This is a genomic window from Haemophilus sp. SZY H35, assembly GCF_018829705.1.
GTDB classification, from domain to species: Bacteria; Pseudomonadota; Gammaproteobacteria; order Enterobacterales; family Pasteurellaceae; genus Haemophilus; species Haemophilus haemolyticus_K.
Window position 1 is genome coordinate 339,873 of the sequence record NZ_JAHKJZ010000003.1, and the last position, 16,420, is coordinate 356,292.

At 36.6% G+C, this 16,420-nt stretch carries 11 protein-coding genes and 1 pseudogene; 5 read left to right on the forward strand and 7 right to left on the reverse strand.

From position 1 onward, the window contains the following. Window positions 1-8: 8 nt before the first annotated feature. The 3 genes from KP710_RS07595 to hemC are packed head-to-tail and all read right to left on the reverse strand — an operon-like array spanning window position 9 to window position 2,954. Complete coding sequence (locus KP710_RS07595; RefSeq protein WP_048953136.1) at window positions 9-1,256, reverse strand: uroporphyrinogen-III C-methyltransferase; 1,248 nt, start codon at window positions 1,254-1,256, stop codon at window positions 9-11. Window positions 1,257-1,265: 9 nt separating this feature from the next. Further along, on the reverse strand, window positions 1,266-2,012 hold the full coding sequence (locus KP710_RS07600; RefSeq protein WP_111407835.1) for a uroporphyrinogen-III synthase: 747 nt from the start codon (window positions 2,010-2,012) through the stop codon (window positions 1,266-1,268). A gap of 12 nt (window positions 2,013-2,024) precedes the next feature. Further along, window positions 2,025-2,954 carry a hydroxymethylbilane synthase gene (hemC, locus tag KP710_RS07605; protein ID WP_048953138.1) on the reverse strand — a complete coding sequence of 310 codons (930 nt, stop codon included), beginning with the start codon at window positions 2,952-2,954 and terminating at the stop codon, window positions 2,025-2,027. 268 nt (window positions 2,955-3,222) lie between these two features. Between hemC and KP710_RS07610 the strand changes: the two genes are divergently transcribed. The 3 genes from KP710_RS07610 to cydC all read left to right on the forward strand — a co-directional run bounded on the left by KP710_RS07610 (window position 3,223) and on the right by cydC (window position 9,039). After that, window positions 3,223-5,502, forward strand: a complete 2,280-nt coding sequence (locus KP710_RS07610) for a TonB-dependent hemoglobin/transferrin/lactoferrin family receptor (RefSeq protein WP_279386095.1) — start codon at window positions 3,223-3,225, stop codon at window positions 5,500-5,502. Between the two features lie 140 nt (window positions 5,503-5,642). Beyond that, window positions 5,643-7,388 carry an ABC transporter ATP-binding protein/permease gene (locus tag KP710_RS07615; protein WP_215771044.1) on the forward strand — a complete coding sequence of 582 codons (1,746 nt, stop codon included), beginning with the start codon at window positions 5,643-5,645 and terminating at the stop codon, window positions 7,386-7,388. Continuing rightward, window positions 7,381-9,039, forward strand: coding sequence for a thiol reductant ABC exporter subunit CydC (cydC, locus tag KP710_RS07620; RefSeq protein WP_215771045.1), 1,659 nt, complete (start codon window positions 7,381-7,383; stop codon window positions 9,037-9,039). Before KP710_RS07615 ends, cydC begins: the two co-directional genes overlap by 8 nt. Window positions 9,040-9,121: 82 nt before the next feature. On the opposite strand, the pseudogene KP710_RS07625 reads toward cydC, so the two are convergent. Together KP710_RS07625 and mnmG are read right to left on the reverse strand one after the other, a co-directional pair. Further along, window positions 9,122-9,238 (reverse strand): annotated as a pseudogene (locus KP710_RS07625) (winged helix-turn-helix transcriptional regulator); the annotation flags it as partial. 257 nt (window positions 9,239-9,495) lie between these two features. Next, window positions 9,496-11,385 carry a tRNA uridine-5-carboxymethylaminomethyl(34) synthesis enzyme MnmG gene (gene mnmG, locus KP710_RS07630; RefSeq protein WP_215771046.1) on the reverse strand — a complete coding sequence of 630 codons (1,890 nt, stop codon included), beginning with the start codon at window positions 11,383-11,385 and terminating at the stop codon, window positions 9,496-9,498. A gap of 505 nt (window positions 11,386-11,890) precedes the next feature. Between mnmG and KP710_RS07635 the strand changes: the two genes are divergently transcribed. Both KP710_RS07635 and KP710_RS07640 read left to right on the forward strand, forming a co-directional pair. Next, a complete protein-coding gene (locus tag KP710_RS07635; protein WP_215771047.1) occupies window positions 11,891-12,568 on the forward strand; it encodes a cation diffusion facilitator family transporter in 678 nt (225 codons plus the stop codon). A gap of 24 nt (window positions 12,569-12,592) precedes the next feature. Next, a complete protein-coding gene (locus KP710_RS07640) occupies window positions 12,593-12,985 on the forward strand; it encodes a MerR family transcriptional regulator (RefSeq protein ID WP_005635322.1) in 393 nt (130 codons plus the stop codon). An 85-nt stretch (window positions 12,986-13,070) separates the two neighbouring features. Here KP710_RS07640 and cpdB read toward each other — a convergent pair whose 3' ends face one another. Both cpdB and KP710_RS07650 read right to left on the reverse strand, forming a co-directional pair. After that, on the reverse strand, window positions 13,071-15,044 hold the full coding sequence (gene cpdB, locus KP710_RS07645; RefSeq protein WP_215771048.1) for a 2',3'-cyclic-nucleotide 2'-phosphodiesterase: 1,974 nt from the start codon (window positions 15,042-15,044) through the stop codon (window positions 13,071-13,073). 91 nt (window positions 15,045-15,135) lie between these two features. Beyond that, a complete protein-coding gene (locus tag KP710_RS07650) occupies window positions 15,136-16,407 on the reverse strand; it encodes a M20 family metallo-hydrolase (RefSeq protein ID WP_215771049.1) in 1,272 nt (423 codons plus the stop codon). Between the last annotated feature and the right edge of the window lie 13 nt (window positions 16,408-16,420).

The window sequence follows — 16,420 nt, forward strand, 5'->3', positions numbered from 1 at the left end:
GGCTCTCCTTATTGTTGATGCTCGGCTTTTGCCGGTTTATCTTCAGATTTTTGCATTGTATCCTCTACTTTCGGCATACTTTCAACCGCTTTATCTGTCTCAATTTCTACTTTTTGTACATCTAATGGTAAGCGATTAAGATATTTATCAAGCAATGTTAAACTTGCCAATTGTTCTGGAACATCCACATAAATAGACAGTTCTGACAATTCATCCACAGATTTTAAGAAATTCTGCGTAGTTTCAGAATTTGTATCAAAATAGCTACGAACCCAAGACGACACAGCATCTAAAGATTGTTTATAAAGCTCATCCTGTTGACGAGGTACAGCCATAATAGCAAGTTGTAAACGTAAACGAATATTTTCACGAAGATAAATATCTTGATTCGGTGCTAATAATTCTTTCTTATTTGCGCTTTGTTTTGGCGAAATACGAATAAAATGATTTAAGAAAGAAGTAGCACTTTTTTCAACATTTTGTTGCCAATCCTCGATACTATCGGATAATTTATTATTATTTTCAGGGGTGTCATCAAAATTTACATTAAGCACTTGCAACTCATCAACTGTGTTGGCAAGCTGTGAAAGTTTTTGCATCACTGAATTTTGATCTACACTAGAAAGAGAAAGTAATTTCTTCAAATCTTGGTTAATCGCATTACGAACAGAATTAGCTTGAGCATTATTAATTTTAACTAGCGTTTCATCAGCTAATTTCAATAAAGAAATAGCTGTATCAACGTCATTATCTAAAATAAGTTTACGTAGTGCGTTATTCAATAAAAAATCGACTTCAGAGAATAACCAATCATTTGGTTGTTGTGCACTTGCAAGTTGACTCACTTGTTTTATTTGAGCCTGTAAAGTAGTAATTTCTTCCGTTTTACTTTTATTAAATTCTTCTAATTGAATTACCTTTTCCTGCATGGCTTTTAAACCACTTTCCAATTGGCTTACTTGCTCATTTTTCTCATTTGAAGTAACACGAGAGGCTGACTCTCCGACTTGGTTTTCAAGAACAATTAACTTTTTCTGAAAGTCTGTAACTTGTTGTTGGCCAATATAATAACCAGCACCGCCAACACCAAGCGCAATTAAAATAGCTAACAAACTTAATGCTGTACCATTTTTTTTAACTATCGTTTGTTGAAGAACAGGCTGTTCAGCAGATTGTTCCGCTTCCGTTTTTTCTACTACTATTTCAGGGGTATCGCTGACTTGTTCAGTGATATCATTTGATTGATTCTTTGCCATATCAATTCCTTAATGAGTCTTAAGTAAGGTATTTAATAAACTTGTGTTATCTGCTTTAGGAGAAATGACGACATTAGCCCAACCAGCTTCTTTCGTAAAATTAGCAATACGTTGGCTTACAGTAATCAGTGTGCATTGTTTTAACCATGCCTGATCATTTTCAGGCACAAATGTTAATAGGGATTGAATGATGTCTAAACTTGTCGCCACAATAGTATTTACACCTAAACGCTTACAAATATTTATTTTTTCTTCTGCATCATAAAGAAGAGGCTCCCGACGATAACATTCAACATAGCTTACCAGTGCTCCACGTAATTCTGCTTGTTTGCGAAAAAAATCTCGACCACTATTAGCTCGTAATATTAAAATCTGTTTACCTTGCAAAAATTGCATTTCGGGTAACTCTAACAAGCCTTCACTACTTTCAGAACGAATAGGGTAACGCACATTGCGCTCGCTTTGACAAGAAAAATACTGTGCGGTTCGTTCTCCAACTGTAAAGAAATGTAAATCTTTTCTCCAAATATTATTTGTTTTTTTTAATATTTTATCCGCAAAATCTACCGCACTTTTAGAAACCAAAAACACATAATCACCAGCATTAAGTTGATTTAACCTAGTGGGTAAATTAACAAGCTCATAGCCTTCTTCTAGAGTAAATAAAGGCAAATGCAGTGCCGTCATACCTGATTGACTTAACATATCAACCAATTGTCTACCACGTTCGTCAGGGCGAGTCACTAAGACAGCCATTACTTCCCCCTATTATGCATAAATTCTTGCTAAAATTTTATCAGCACCTTGCGTTAATAACTGTTTAGCCAAAGTACGGCCTAATTCTTCTGCATTTTCTACCGTACTTTTGCCTTCTGCTCGAAGAATCAACGAACCATCCACATCACCCACTAATGCACGTAAATAAATTTCATCTCCCTGTAACACAGCATACCCTCCAATTGGTACCTGACATCCACCTTGTAATGCAGTATTCATCGCACGTTCAGCCAAAACACATGCTGTTGTTTCTTCATCAGCTAGCGGTGCTAATAAATCTTTCACGACTATATCATCCGTTCGGCATTCTATTCCTACGGCACCTTGTCCTGCAGCCGGCAATGACTGTTCTACTTCAATAAAAGAAGCAATTCTAGATGCTAAACCTAAACGAATTAAACCTGCAGAAGCCAAAATAATGGCATCGTATTCACCAGCATCAAGTTTACTCAAACGCGTACCCACATTTCCACGTAAAGAACGAATATCTAAATCTGGTCGAAGCTGTTTTAACTGGCATTGACGACGTAAGCTAGATGTTCCTACAATCGAGCCCTGTGGTAATTCAGATAAAGAACAGTAAGAATTTGAAACAAAAGCATCTCGAGGATCTTCGCGTTTACAAATCACACTTAAGCCCAAACCTTCAGGAAAAGTCATTGGTACATCTTTCATTGAATGTACAGCAATATCTGCTCGCTTCTCCAATAATGCATGCTCTAGTTCTTTCACAAATAAACCTTTTCCCCCAATTTTTGCTAAAGGTGAATCTAAAATCACATCACCTTTTGTCACCATAGGCACAAGTTCAACTGTTAAATGGGAATGAAATTGCTCTAAGCGCTCTTTCACAAAATTTGCTTGCCATAAAGCTAAAGGACTTTGACGCGTTGCGATTTTTACAATTCGAGATTGGGTCATAATTGATTCAATTTACATAATAAAATTACCAATTATCCTATCACTGTTAGGAAAAAAAGTCATTTTGATTGTACTGTGATAATGATTAGCAAAATAAAAGTTCAACTTAATTTTTTGATCTCAATCACAAAATAAAAATAATTATCAAAAACATATACAAAATAAAAAATTCATTATTTATAATAATTATCATTTATATAACTTAAGGAAATCATAAATGAAACAACATAAATTAACCCCTTATGCTCTGTTGCTGATTACTACAGGCATGTCTGTTACGAGTTATGCTTTGGCTGAGGAGCAATTGTCTGAAATTAAGATTACGGATGAAATATCGTCTGAACATAAAACACAGTCAAATGTTATCCGCACGAATGCAAAAACTATCCAACAAGAAATGATTCGAGATACTCGAGATTTAGTGAGATATACGACTGATGTAGGGATCAGTGACAACGGGCGGTTCCTAAAGGGTTTTTCTATTCGTGGAGTAGAAGGTAATCGAGTTGGTATTAGTGTAGATGGTGTGAATTTGCCTGATAGTGAGGAAAACTCACTTTATTCGCGTTATGGCAATTTTAATCCTTCTCGTTTGAGTATTGATTCAGAGTTAGTTAGAGATATTGATATTGTTCGGGGCTCAGATGCTCTTAATTCTGGTAGTGGTGCTTTAGGTGGCAGTGTTAATTACCATACTTTAGATGCACAAGATATTGTTAAATCCAATAATAAATTTGGTGCCTTATTACGTGGTGGATATGCCAGCAAAAATAGTGAGTGGGTCAGAACTCTAGGTCTTGGGTATGTTGGCGATAAGGTGGATGCTGTTTTGATGTACTCACAACGTACAGGTCATGAAATTAAGAGTAGGGGGGAGGGACCTGAATTTAATTACACAAGAAGTCAACATCCAGATCCTGCTACCCACCGTTTTCATAGTTATTTAGCTAAGGTGGGCTATCAAATTACTCCACATCATAAGGTTGGTGTTGGTCTTAATGGGCAAAAAGGTAGCCGATATGTCGATGAACGTAGCTACACTTCATACGGAAGTGCTTGGCGTGAAGCGGATGATCAAAATAAACGTATTAATGTCAATGCATATTATCTCTATACGCCGGAATCTAATTACTTAGCATTCAGTAAATTAGATTTTGATTATCAAAAAACAGATTTGGCAGCGGTTAACTATAAAGGTCAACGCGATTGGCTAACAAATGAAAAACAATTGAGTGAAGTTTATGATCGTCGGATGAAAACTGTGTTTAAACGAATTTCTGCTGAATTAGAAAGCATGCCATTTAATTTGGGGGGCGAGCATGTCTTCTCTTTTAGAACCTACGCAAGTGAACGAGAATTTAAAAACATTAACCATGATACCAATGAATTTGGATTAGACGACTGGTATACCATTCAAAGACCTGTAAAAACGAGAATATACGGTGCTTCACTAAAAGATCAAATTACATGGAATCCTCGTTTTGAAAGTGGTTGGAGACCAACATTCTCTGCAAATGTTGGTACTCGCTATGATTATGCTAAACTTTCTCCTAAAGCTTTAAATGCGGCCTGTAGTAAGGCTTGTTTAGCAGAAGGGGAACCGGCACAAAGTAGTTTTTCAAATTGGAGCGGTTTTCTAGGTTTAGATGCTCAAACAACAGATACTTGGAAATTTGGCTATCAATTGAGTACAGGTTATCGTATTCCTACTGCCACTGAATTATATTTCAGTTTTACTAATGCTTATGGAACATGGAAATCTAATCCCGGATTGAAGTCTGAGCGCAGTATCAACCATACAGTTTTTGCTAAAGCACAGAATGAAAAAGGTATATTTGATGTTAGTTTATATCAAACTCGGTATCGTGATTTCTTATTTGAGCAAGAAAGTATTATTGAACAGACTCAATATGGACGAACTTATCAAACTCCAGTGCAACAAATGGTAAATGTTGATAATGCAAGGGTACATGGTGTAGAAGTAAAAGGTAGTTTGAATTTAGATACTATTTTTCCTATTCCTCAAGGCTTTAAATTACATGCTGCATTAGGTTATAGTAAAGGGAAGTTATCGAACTCTACCAGTCTACTTTCTATTCAGCCAATAAAAGCTGTTTTGGGGTTAGATTATGAAGATCCAAATGGTAAATGGGGCATTTTTAGCCGATTAACCTATTTAGGGAGCAAAAAAGCAAAAGATGCCAAAACACTTGAAATTAAAGATCGTTGTGTAGCGTGGGAATATGATGATTGGACTGGTGAAGATCAGTGTTCAAAAAAAGAGTTGTACCAATCTGTTGAAAACTATAAATACCTTAATAAATCTACCTATTTAGTCGATTTATTCGGTTTTTATAAAATCAAAGAAGCTATTATATTAAGAGCTGGGGTATATAACCTATTTGATAAAAAATACCATACTTGGGATGCGTTGCGCGGTATTAATGCACACAGCACAACAAATAATATTGATAGAAACGGGGTCGGTCTTGAACGTTTCTATGCACCAGGTCGCAACTTCTCTGCCTCTGTAGAAATTCGATTCTAATTAATTTGTAGGGTGTGTGAATAGTTTTCCATTCACGCACATAAATAATTTGAGTGCATGGATTGTACTAACTTCCATTCCCTACATATAAAGTACGCATAATTCTATGCGTACTTCTTTTTATTTTAGGAGCAATCATTATGATGATAGATAAACGCCTAATTAACACGGTGGCCGATAGTAAAAAATGGATTGGCGTCACAGTGTTGTGGAATTGGGTGGCATTAGTTGGCGGGATTATTAGTGCCGTCGTGTTTTCTTATATTTTACAGGCCGCTTATTTTAAAGAGTTGACGATGTCAAGTGCGGTGGGTTTAGGTGTGATTTTAATTGCGGCATTGGCACTGCGTGCTTTTGCGGGTAAAAAATCAGTGCAGGCATCTTATTTTGCCAGCACAAAAGTGAAGCATGAATTGCGTAGCCTTATCTACCGTAAATTGGCTTCTATGCCGCTTAACCAAGTGAACCAACAATCCACCTCAAGCATTATCCAAGTGGCATCAGAAGGTGTAGAACAGCTTGAAATCTACTTTGGGCGTTATTTGCCGCAGCTTTTTTATAGCTTGCTTGCACCGCTTACCCTCTTTGTTTTCTTGATTTTTTTCAGCTTTAAAACAGCCATTATTTTATTAATTTGCGTGCCGCTTATCCCTATGTCGATCATTGCGGTAAATAAAATTGCGAAAAAACTCTTAGCAAAATATTGGTCCATCTATGTGGGATTAGGCAGCAGCTTTTTAGATAACCTACAGGGTTTAATTACGCTAAAAATCTATCAAGATGATGCTTATAAAGCGAAAGCGATGGATGAAGAAGCAGAGCATTTCCGCAAAATCACCATGAAAGTACTTACCATGCAGCTTAACTCGGTTTCTCTTATGGATTTACTCGCTTATGGTGGCGCAGCAATTGGGATTTTAACCGCATTATTGCAATTCCAAGATGCACAACTCAGCGTCTTAGGCGTGATTTTATTTATTCTACTTTCCTCCGAGTTCTTTATTCCGCTTCGTTTGCTTGGTTCATTCTTCCATGTGGCGATGAATGGTAAAGCGGCTTCAGATAAAATTTTCACATTGCTTGATACGCCAGTGGAAACCCAACAAAGTGCGATGGATTTTGAAGCCAAAAATAACGTTCAAGTGGAAATTAAAGATCTACATTTTGCGTATTCTGCTGAAAAACCGGCAATTCAGGGGTTAACGTTAACGATTCAACCAAACCAACTTTCTGTGTTTGTGGGTAAAAGTGGTTGCGGTAAATCAACCTTAGTTTCGTTATTGATGGGCTTTAATAAAGCGCAACAAGGTGAAATTTTGTTTAATGGACAAAACGCCTCAGAAATAGACCTCACTTCTTTCTATCAAAAAGTATCGTTGGTGAGCCATAGTAGCTACGTGTTTAAAGGCACACTGCGTGAAAATATGACGATGGCGAAAATTGATGCCACAGATGAACAAATTTATGCGTGTTTAGAACAAGTGAATCTTGCCCAATTTGTACGCGAAAATGGCGGATTAGATATGCAGCTATTAAGCCGTGGTACGAATTTATCGGGCGGTCAGATTCAACGTTTAGCCTTAGCGCGTGCTTTATTACACAATGCCGAGCTTTATATTTTTGATGAAGCGACCAGTAATATTGATGTAGAAAGCGAAGAAATTATTTTGCAGTTCATTCAACAATTTAAACAACAAAAAACCATTGTGATGATTTCTCACCGCTTGGCAAATGCGGTAAATGCGGACTGTATTAACGTACTTGACCAAGGTAAATTGATTGAGCAAGGCACACACGAAACCTTAATGGCAAAACAAGGTGCGTATGCTGAAATGTTCCAACAACAAAAAGATTTAGAACAAATTAGAGAGGTGGCAAATGCGTAAAAATGGTTTTGTTGTAATGGGGCATTTGTTGAAATTAGTGACTCCACTCGCACATATTATGGCGTTTACCATCACGATGGGTACGCTTGGTTTCCTGGCTGCCATCTTTATTATGGTGCTGGGTGCGATGGGGTTAGTGAATCTCTTAAACTTTGACACCCATTTAAGTTTTTCTGGAATTTTGACCGCACTTATCGTGTTAGCGGTGGCTCGTGGCGCGTTGCGTTATTTAGAGCAAATGTCTGGGCACTATATTGCTTTTAAATTATTGGCTTTATTGCGTGATAAAGTGTTTTCTTCCTTGCGCCGTTTGGCTTTTGTTAAGTTGCAAGATAAACAAGCGGGGCAATTAGTGTCATTGGTGACCAACGATATAGAATTACTCGAAGTATTCTATGCGCATACCATCGCGCCAATTATGATTGCGTTCTTTACCTCTGTGATTTTATTGTTGGTCTTTGCGCATCTTTCAGGTTGGTTTGTGCTTGTGGCGTTGGCTGCGTATTTGACAGTGGGTGTTATTTTACCGATTATCACCACTAAATTAGCGCGTGAAGATGGCAGACGCTATCGTGAATTAGTGGGCGAAATGAATGACTTCTTCCTCGACAGCGTGCGTGGTATGAAAGAAATTCAGCTTTTTGGTTATGCAAAACAACGCTTAGCAGAAATCCAACAACGCAGCCAAAAAATCGATACAGCTTTTGAGCGCATTAAAGACCAAGAAGCAAAAGTCCGTGTTTATACTGAAGTGGCAGTATCCGTTTTCAACATTATTATGCTATTTACCGGCTTAATTTTATTTAGCTTAGATAAAATTGATTTTTCTGCCTTTTTAATCGGCGTGATTTTATTGATGTCAAGCTACGGGCCAGTTATTGCGTTAAGTAACCTTTCAAGCAACTTATTACAAACTTTGGCTTCAGGTGAGCGAGTATTAGGTTTATTAGCAGAAGAACCAGAGTTAAAAGATGTAGAAAGAGCGGTAGATTTGAAGGAGGTTTCTCGCATTGATGTTGAGAATGTAAACTTCTCTTACGGTGAAGAACAAATTTTATCGGATGTCAGCTTATCTGTGAAAAAAGGTGAAATCTTAGGTATTCACGGCAGAAGCGGAAGCGGTAAAAGTACCTTGTTGAAATTGCTGATGCGTTTTTATGATCCTAAATCAGGCAGCATTAAAATTAACGGTGAAACTTTACCTAACATCAACACCCGTAGTTTGCGAAACAATATGGCTTACATTACTCAGCAAACCTATATTTTCAATGAAACCATTGAGGAAAATATTCGCCTTGCGCGCCGTGATGCAACGTTAGAAGAAATTATGGAAGCAGCGAAGAAAGCCTCAATTCATGATTTCATTTTAAGCTTGCCACAAGGTTATCAAACAAAAATGACGGAGTTGGGCGGCAATCTCTCTGATGGTGAAAAACAGCGTATCGGTATTGCTCGTGCATTCCTACACAACGCACCGATTATTTTACTCGATGAACCGACCAGTAATTTGGATAGCTTAAACGAAGCGATGATTTTGAAATCATTGTTGAACGTGAAAGCTGAAAAATTGATTATTCTCGTGAGTCATCGCCAATCCACCATGGCAATTTGTGATCAAGTTATTGGCATAGAAAATGGCAGAATGTCCTAAATTAATATAAGAAAAAATCGCACTGTTAAATGTGCGATTTTTTTACCTTAGAAATTTCCATAAGCAAGTTTAGTAATAATTCTTAATGTTTTTTCACTGTATCTAAAATTTCAGGTAAATTTGTTTCTAACCAATCCACCAACTCAAACATCTTATTAGAAGCCTCTGTTCCAAATTCTGTTAATGTGTAATCTACTTGTAGCAGCACATTGAAACTGAAGCTATTTTACGCAATACCAAAACTATATGGATTTAATCTGGCAACATTAGCAAAAAATTCTTTATAAGATACATTATTCTCAGAAAAAAACTCTTGATAAATTGCTTGGCTGTCCAACAGCAGGATTGGATGCAGCGGTGAAACAGGCTCTTGCCCATTAATTATATTTTTTTAAATTAGTCTATAAAAAATGCGGTGAAAATTCACCGCACTTTTACTTTCAAACACAGAAAATCTTATTCCCCACGTTTCAACATTCCTTGTTTTTTCAAATTCACCAGAATAATTGAAATCGCTGCAGGGGTGATACCTGAAATTCGGCTCGCTTGGCCAATGGAAACAGGACGATGCTGTTCCAACTTCGCACGCACTTCATTAGATAAACCAGATACTTTGCTGTAATCAAAGTTAGCTGGGATAGCTGTATTTTCGTGGCGTTTTTGTTTTTCAATTTCTTCTTGTTGATGCTCAATATAGCCTTGATATTTAATCGCTATTTCCACTTGTTCTACGGCTTCTCTGTCTTCCATTGCTGGTTTGTATGGTGTTAAAGAAGTCAAAATATCGTAGGTCATTTCTGGACGGCGTAATAAATCTTCACCGCTAGCTTCACGCACAAGTGGGCTGCCAAGAACTTTATTCGCTTCTTCTAAATATTCAGAACGAGGATGCAACCAAATACTGCGTAAGCGTTGGCGTTCCTGTTCAATATTTTCCATTTTTTGATTAAAGCGAGCCCAACGAGCCTCATCAATTAAACCTAATTCATGGGCAATTGGCGTTAAACGAATGTCTGCATTATCTTCACGTAATAACAAACGGTACTCTGCACGAGAAGTAAATACGCGATATGGTTCTTTGGTACCAAGTGTGCAAAGGTCATCAACCAATACGCCTGTATAAGATTGATCACGGCGTGGATACCATGCATCCTTCTCTTGAACATAAAGACCTGCGTTAATCCCCGCCAATAAGCCTTGTGCCGCTGCTTCTTCATAACCCGTTGTACCGTTAATTTGACCTGCGAAGAATAAACCTGAAATAGCTTTTGTTTCTAACGTAGGTTTTAAGTCACGTGGATCAAAATAATCATACTCAATCGCATAACCTGGCTTCACAATGCGCGCTTTTTCCAAACCTTTCATGGAATTCACAATGCCCATTTGCACGTCAAACGGTAAACTGGTCGAGATCCCGTTTGGATACACTTCATTACTGGTTAAGCCTTCTGGTTCCAAATAAATTTGATGTGAATTACGATCTGCAAAACGCATTACTTTATCTTCAATGGATGGGCAATAACGTGGGCCAATCCCTTCAATCACACCAGTATACATTGGACTGCGATCCAAGTTATTACGGATCACTTCATGGGTTTGTTCATTGGTATGGGTGATATAACAAGGAATTTGTTGAGGGTGATCAGAAACAGATCCCATAAAAGAAAACACGGGTAAAACAGCATCACCATGTTGTTTAGCTAAAATATCAAAATTGATCGTACGGGCATCAATACGTGGTGGTGTACCCGTTTTAAGGCGATCTACACGTAATCCAAGATCTCTTAATCGATGTGAAAGATTTACAGAAGCAGGATCCCCAGCTCGACCACCTTCATAATTTTCCAAACCAATATGAATTTTACCTGCTAAGAAAGTACCTGCAGTTAATACCACTGATTTAGCACGAAAAATTAATCCCATTTTTGTGCTAACGCCTGTAACTCGATCTTGCTCAATTAGAATATCGGTGGCTTCTTGTTGAAAAATATCTAAATTGGGTTGATTTTCTAATGCTGTACGAACAGCTTGACGATATAGAACTCTGTCAGCTTGAGCTCTAGTAGCACGCACTGCTGGGCCTTTACTGCTATTTAAAGTACGAAATTGGATCCCTGCTTTATCTGCAGCATGAGCCATTAAACCGCCCATTGCATCTACTTCTTTTACTAAATGACCTTTACCGATCCCACCAATTGCAGGGTTACAAGACATTTGCCCTAAAGTATCTACATTATGCGTTAATAAAAGGGTTTTTAATCCCATTCGAGCTGGTGCAAGCGCGGCTTCTGTACCCGCATGGCCACCACCGATCACAATCACATCATAAGTTTCAGTGTAAAACATATCTATCTCTATTTATTCGGATCAAAAAATTGACGTTATTCTACAGAAATTTAAAACACCTGACAAAAAAAGAATGGATCTATTGGTCCTTTGAAAGATCAGGTTTGTATTAGTAAATAAGATCTCTTTTTATATATAAAGATCTTATTATTGTTACTATTAAGATCCTTTGTGATTGTGAGTAACCTTATTTGATCCTTATAGAAACAGGTGTTATAGGATCTAAAGATCTTGTTAAAATGCGATCATTTTCTTTAAAAATCTTGTGTGTAAAATGGAAAGTTATTAACAACTTTATTTTTTCTCAAAGTTACCAAGTGAATAAAAACAGTTTTATGACAGATTATTTATGAGTTATCCACAGATAAAAATGAATTTTTATTGAAATCTCTATAATTTAGCTTTTTTTAAATAATTAATTTTATTAAATGTAAGTTTTATGATTTGACTTTGTAGTTACTACAGGTTTTATGCTTCTTTCAAATCAAATAGTTAAGGAAATAAAATGAAAGAAGTTTCTCTAGTAAAAAATTATACTCCTAAAGAATATCAGCAGCATGCATCTTGCCCTCATAGTCAAATTTCTAAAAATAAAATGGTATTAGGCATCAGTTTTGCAATTATTACCTTTTATATGGTTGTTGAATTTCTAGGGGGATATTGGTTTAACAGCCTTACTTTGATGGCTGATGCTGGGCATATGGCAAATGATAGTTTATCTATTTTTTTAGCATGGATTGGGTTATTTTTAAGTCTAAAATGGCAAAAATGGTTAGCTTTAATCAATGGAATTTCATTAGTTTGGGTCGCTATTTGGATTTTTATTGAGGCTGTAACACGTTGGCAGGCTCCGATAGAAATAGACGCTTTGCCAATGTTAGGTGTAGCTTTACTAGGGTTTGGGATTAATTTGTTGGTAGCTTTTATAATGCTAAAAAGTAATCGCCATAATTTGAATATTCGAGCAGCATATTTGCATGTTTTAGTAGATTTATTTGGTTCGGTTGTTGCTATTATTGCAGGAATAAGTGCTTATTGGTTAAATTGGCAATGGGTTGATGTAGTGGCTAGTGGTATTTTAAGTCTTTTTGTCTTATACAGCGGTATTTCCACAGTTTCTAGAGCAGTTAAATCCTTGTATGATAGTAATACAAATTTGTTATTAGATGACCATTCTCATTAAAGTAAAAAATTGCTTGAGGAAATAATGAAAATTAGTGAATTAAGTAAATCTACGCATACTAATATTGAAACTATCCGCTACTATGAAAAGCAAGGAGTATTGCAGCCATCTAAGCGATTGGCTAATGGTTATCGATATTATGATGAAGAAAGTGTAGAACAATTAAAATTTATCAAAAAATGTCGAACGTTGGGTTTCTCTTTAGAGAATATTAAGGCACTCAATCGTATTAAATTTAGTATGAAAGATCATTATCAAGCAGATCAATTAGTACTTAATAAACTGATTCAAGTGGAAAATAAAATATCTCAATTATTAGAAATCAAAGATTTTTTACAGTCTATTGTTACCGAAAGTGAACATAATGAAGAGGAATGTAAAGCAATAGAAGGATTGAAAAGCGAATGTAATTTGTAAAAATACTGAAAAATTTGACCGCACTTTAGAAGAAAAAATGCCGCCTAAATTTTGATCTTCAGGCGGCATTTTATTTTTCTAATTATTATTTAGATAAATCAATTTGATATACAGCAAATCCAACTTCATCTGTACCCACTTGTTTCATTGGATACTGTGCTTTTTCTTTGATGAATTGAGCTGCTTGTTCGCTTGGTGAGGTTTCAAAACGAACATCTAATTTATCGTTGCCTTTAATTGGCGTAAAGCGCCAGTTTTTATCCGCGCTAGGGTTTACAGAACCTTCTTTTTCACTGGTTACTTTAATGTAATCAGCTAAAATTTGACGGTTTTCATCTGGTGATGCGTAAACAATATGTTGATCGCCAGTGCCTGGGAATTTATTACCGTAAGCACGATAGTTATTCGTTGCAATCAAGAATTCTGCTTTTGGATCAACTGGTTTACCTTGATAAGTGAGGTTCACTACACGATGTGATTCTGGGTTAATTAATTTACATTCACCATCGTAACGAGCAGGTTTGGTTAGATCATATTCATAATTGACACCATCAATCACATCAAAGTTATAAGTGCGGAACCCTTCCCAATCGATTAATGATTGTGGTTTATCACTTGCAGGGTCAATTTGTTTAAACATACCTGCACTGCATTCTAACCATTCTTTTAATTGTTCACCTGTTGCTTTAACAACTACTAATGTATTTGGATAGAGATATAAGTCTGCCGCATTACGGAAAGTTAATTCACCTTTATTTACTTCGGTATAACCTGTAGGGTCATTTTTACGACCACCCGCTTTAAATGGTGCGCCTGCACTTAAAATAGGTAAGCCAGCCATTGCTGCAACACTTGGTGCAACTTTTTCTACATAGGCTTTTTGTGCTTGGTTTACAATTTGAATAGTTGGATCATCTTGTACTAATGCAAGATAGCTGTACATATTATCTGTTGCTTTACCAATAGGTTGAGAAACAAATTTACGTGTCGCTTCGTGAACTGGTTTTAAAAGTGCGGTAATTTCTGGGTCATTTTCTGCAAGTGCTTTTTTATTTTCTGCATCATAAATTGGACGTAGAACCGCTTTTCCAGAGGTAACAATCCATTTACCTTTGTGTTCTGTTAAGCCTAGATCCACTACACTGATATTATTTGCCCAATAGCCTGCCATACTTTCTGGTACACCTTTTACTGTACCATTTACGATGTCTGCATTTGGTGATTTCGCAAATTCTTTATTTGGGAATAAACGGTGTGAGTGTCCAAAAATAACCGCATCAATATGTGGAACATCCGCTAAATAGAATGCAGAGTTTTCAGCGCCTTCTTGATAAGGTTCATCAGATGGGCCAGTGTGAGCTAATGCAACGATAATATCTGCCCCTTTTTTCTTCATTTCAGGGATATATTTTTGTGCTGTTTTTACAATATCACGAGTTTCAACTTTACCTTGAAGGTTCGCTTTATCCCAAACCATGATTTGCGGTGGCACAAAACCGATGTAACCAATTTTTAATTTATGTGTTTTACCTTGATTATCAACAACTGATTTTTCTTGAATGACATAAGGTGTGAAATAAGGTTCTTCAGTTCCTACTTTTACTACGTTGGCATTTACAATTGGGAATTTAGCTTGTTTGATACAGTCAGCCAAATAATTTAAACCATAGTTAAACTCGTGGTTACCTAAAGTTCCTACTTCATAGTGCATTGCATTTAAGCAATCCACCGCAGGGTTAGATTTGCCTTCTTTATAGCCTTGAGCAGCTTGATAATCAGCAATAGGGTTACCTTGAATTAAATCCCCGTTATCAACCAATACGCTATTTTTTACTTCAGCACGTGCTTGACGAATAAGGCTTGCAGCACGAGTAAAACCGAATTTCTCGGTTGGGGCGTCTTTATAATAATCAAAGTCTGTTAAGAAACTGTGAACGTCAGTAGTAGCAACAATACGTAAATCTACATCATGTTTACCTTTTGCTGTCGCAAAACGGCTTGCACTTAATGCAAGAATACTGCTTGCACCGATTTGAATAAAATGACGTCTATTAATCATTGAGTTTTCCTTATAAGGTGGGTAGATATTGCCTTTATTCTAAGAAAAATAGAGGATTCTTAAAAGAAGGGAGTAAAAATATTTTATTTAATTAAGCTAATAATCTTTGTACTAAAGAAGTATAAATATTAACCCCAGTAAGCAATTGATTTTCATCGAAATCAAATTCTGCTTCATGATGACCTGCTGTGCGATCTGCACCAAGAATGAAGTAAATAGCTTTGCCCCCGTGTTCTTGTACACGTCTACCTAAAATAGTCGCATCTTCACTTGCATTGAAAGCATAATCTGAATTTACGTTATTGATTTGTGGTTGTTCAAGGGATATTTCTTCGATGAGTTTTATAAGTTCAACATCGTTATTCATATCCACTGCTTCACCTACAATTTCAGTTTCATACACTACATCAAAACTTATGGAGATACCTTTGGCTATTTGCATGACTTGTTCAGTCATATATTCATTAATTGCTTTATTTTCTCCCCGCACTTCTAATTGTAATTCAGCAGAGGATGGAATGACATTTCGTCCTTCACCCGCTTTTAGCACACCCACATTAATTCTTGTCATGCCTTCACCATGGCGTGCAATACCATGAAGTTGAGTGACTGTATGCGCTGCAGCTAATAAAGCATTACGACCTAAATGAGGCGCAGCACCTGCGTGTGCAGGTTTACCTTTATAGCGAATATCAATTTTTGTGGTGGAAAGAAAATTTCTTGGATTAGCAATAACTGTGCCTGTATTCGCGCAAAAACTAATGTGTGAAGAAGCAAAATAATCTGCATCATCAATTATGCCACTTTGTGCAATGGCTGCTGCACCTCGAACACCTTCTTCTGCTGGTTGGAATACAATTTTTACTTTTCCAGTAAGTTTATCTTTGTTCTGAGCGATCCATAATGCAACACCTAAACCTATTGTAATATGTGAATCATGCCCACAAGCATGCATAAAACCATCGTTAATTGAAGCAAAACCTTCTTTATTTGGAATATGCTCGGGCGAGCGAGTTTCCGTAACATTCACACAGTCGATATCAAAACGTAATGCAATAGTTTTTCCTGGTTTGCCTGAATCAAATAATGCTACACAACCAGTGTACCCTTCCATTTTTTCGAGCCATTTTTCATTGGCTCCATAGGCTTTTGCATTAGCTAAACCTTTATCTACTACGGCTTGTTTTCGTCCACGAACAAAGTCCGGATTTATAATTTGTTTACCAAGAAAAATTTTAAAACAACCTAAGTCTTCCAAGTAATCCGCAATACGAGAAGTTGTCCAAAATTCACTCCAACCAATTTCTGGAAAACGATGAAATTCACGACGCCATTTAACAAGTTGATTTAAATCTAAGTTCATTTTTTTCTTCCTT

Coding starts and splice junctions, on each gene's coding strand:
- cpdB (WP_215771048.1), bottom strand. CDS start 15,044: ATGATTAATAGACGTCATTTTATTCAAATCGGTGCAAGCAGTATTCTT.
- KP710_RS07595 (WP_048953136.1), bottom strand. CDS start 1,256: ATGGCAAAGAATCAATCAAATGATATCACTGAACAAGTCAGCGATACC.
- mnmG (WP_215771046.1), bottom strand. CDS start 11,385: ATGTTTTACACTGAAACTTATGATGTGATTGTGATCGGTGGTGGCCAT.
- KP710_RS07610 (WP_279386095.1), top strand. CDS start 3,223: ATGTCTGTTACGAGTTATGCTTTGGCTGAGGAGCAATTGTCTGAAATT.
- KP710_RS07600 (WP_111407835.1), bottom strand. CDS start 2,012: ATGGCTGTCTTAGTGACTCGCCCTGACGAACGTGGTAGACAATTGGTT.
- KP710_RS07615 (WP_215771044.1), top strand. CDS start 5,643: ATGATGATAGATAAACGCCTAATTAACACGGTGGCCGATAGTAAAAAA.
- KP710_RS07635 (WP_215771047.1), top strand. CDS start 11,891: ATGAAAGAAGTTTCTCTAGTAAAAAATTATACTCCTAAAGAATATCAG.
- KP710_RS07640 (WP_005635322.1), top strand. CDS start 12,593: ATGAAAATTAGTGAATTAAGTAAATCTACGCATACTAATATTGAAACT.
- cydC (WP_215771045.1), top strand. CDS start 7,381: ATGCGTAAAAATGGTTTTGTTGTAATGGGGCATTTGTTGAAATTAGTG.
- hemC (WP_048953138.1), bottom strand. CDS start 2,954: ATGACCCAATCTCGAATTGTAAAAATCGCAACGCGTCAAAGTCCTTTA.
- KP710_RS07650 (WP_215771049.1), bottom strand. CDS start 16,407: ATGAACTTAGATTTAAATCAACTTGTTAAATGGCGTCGTGAATTTCAT.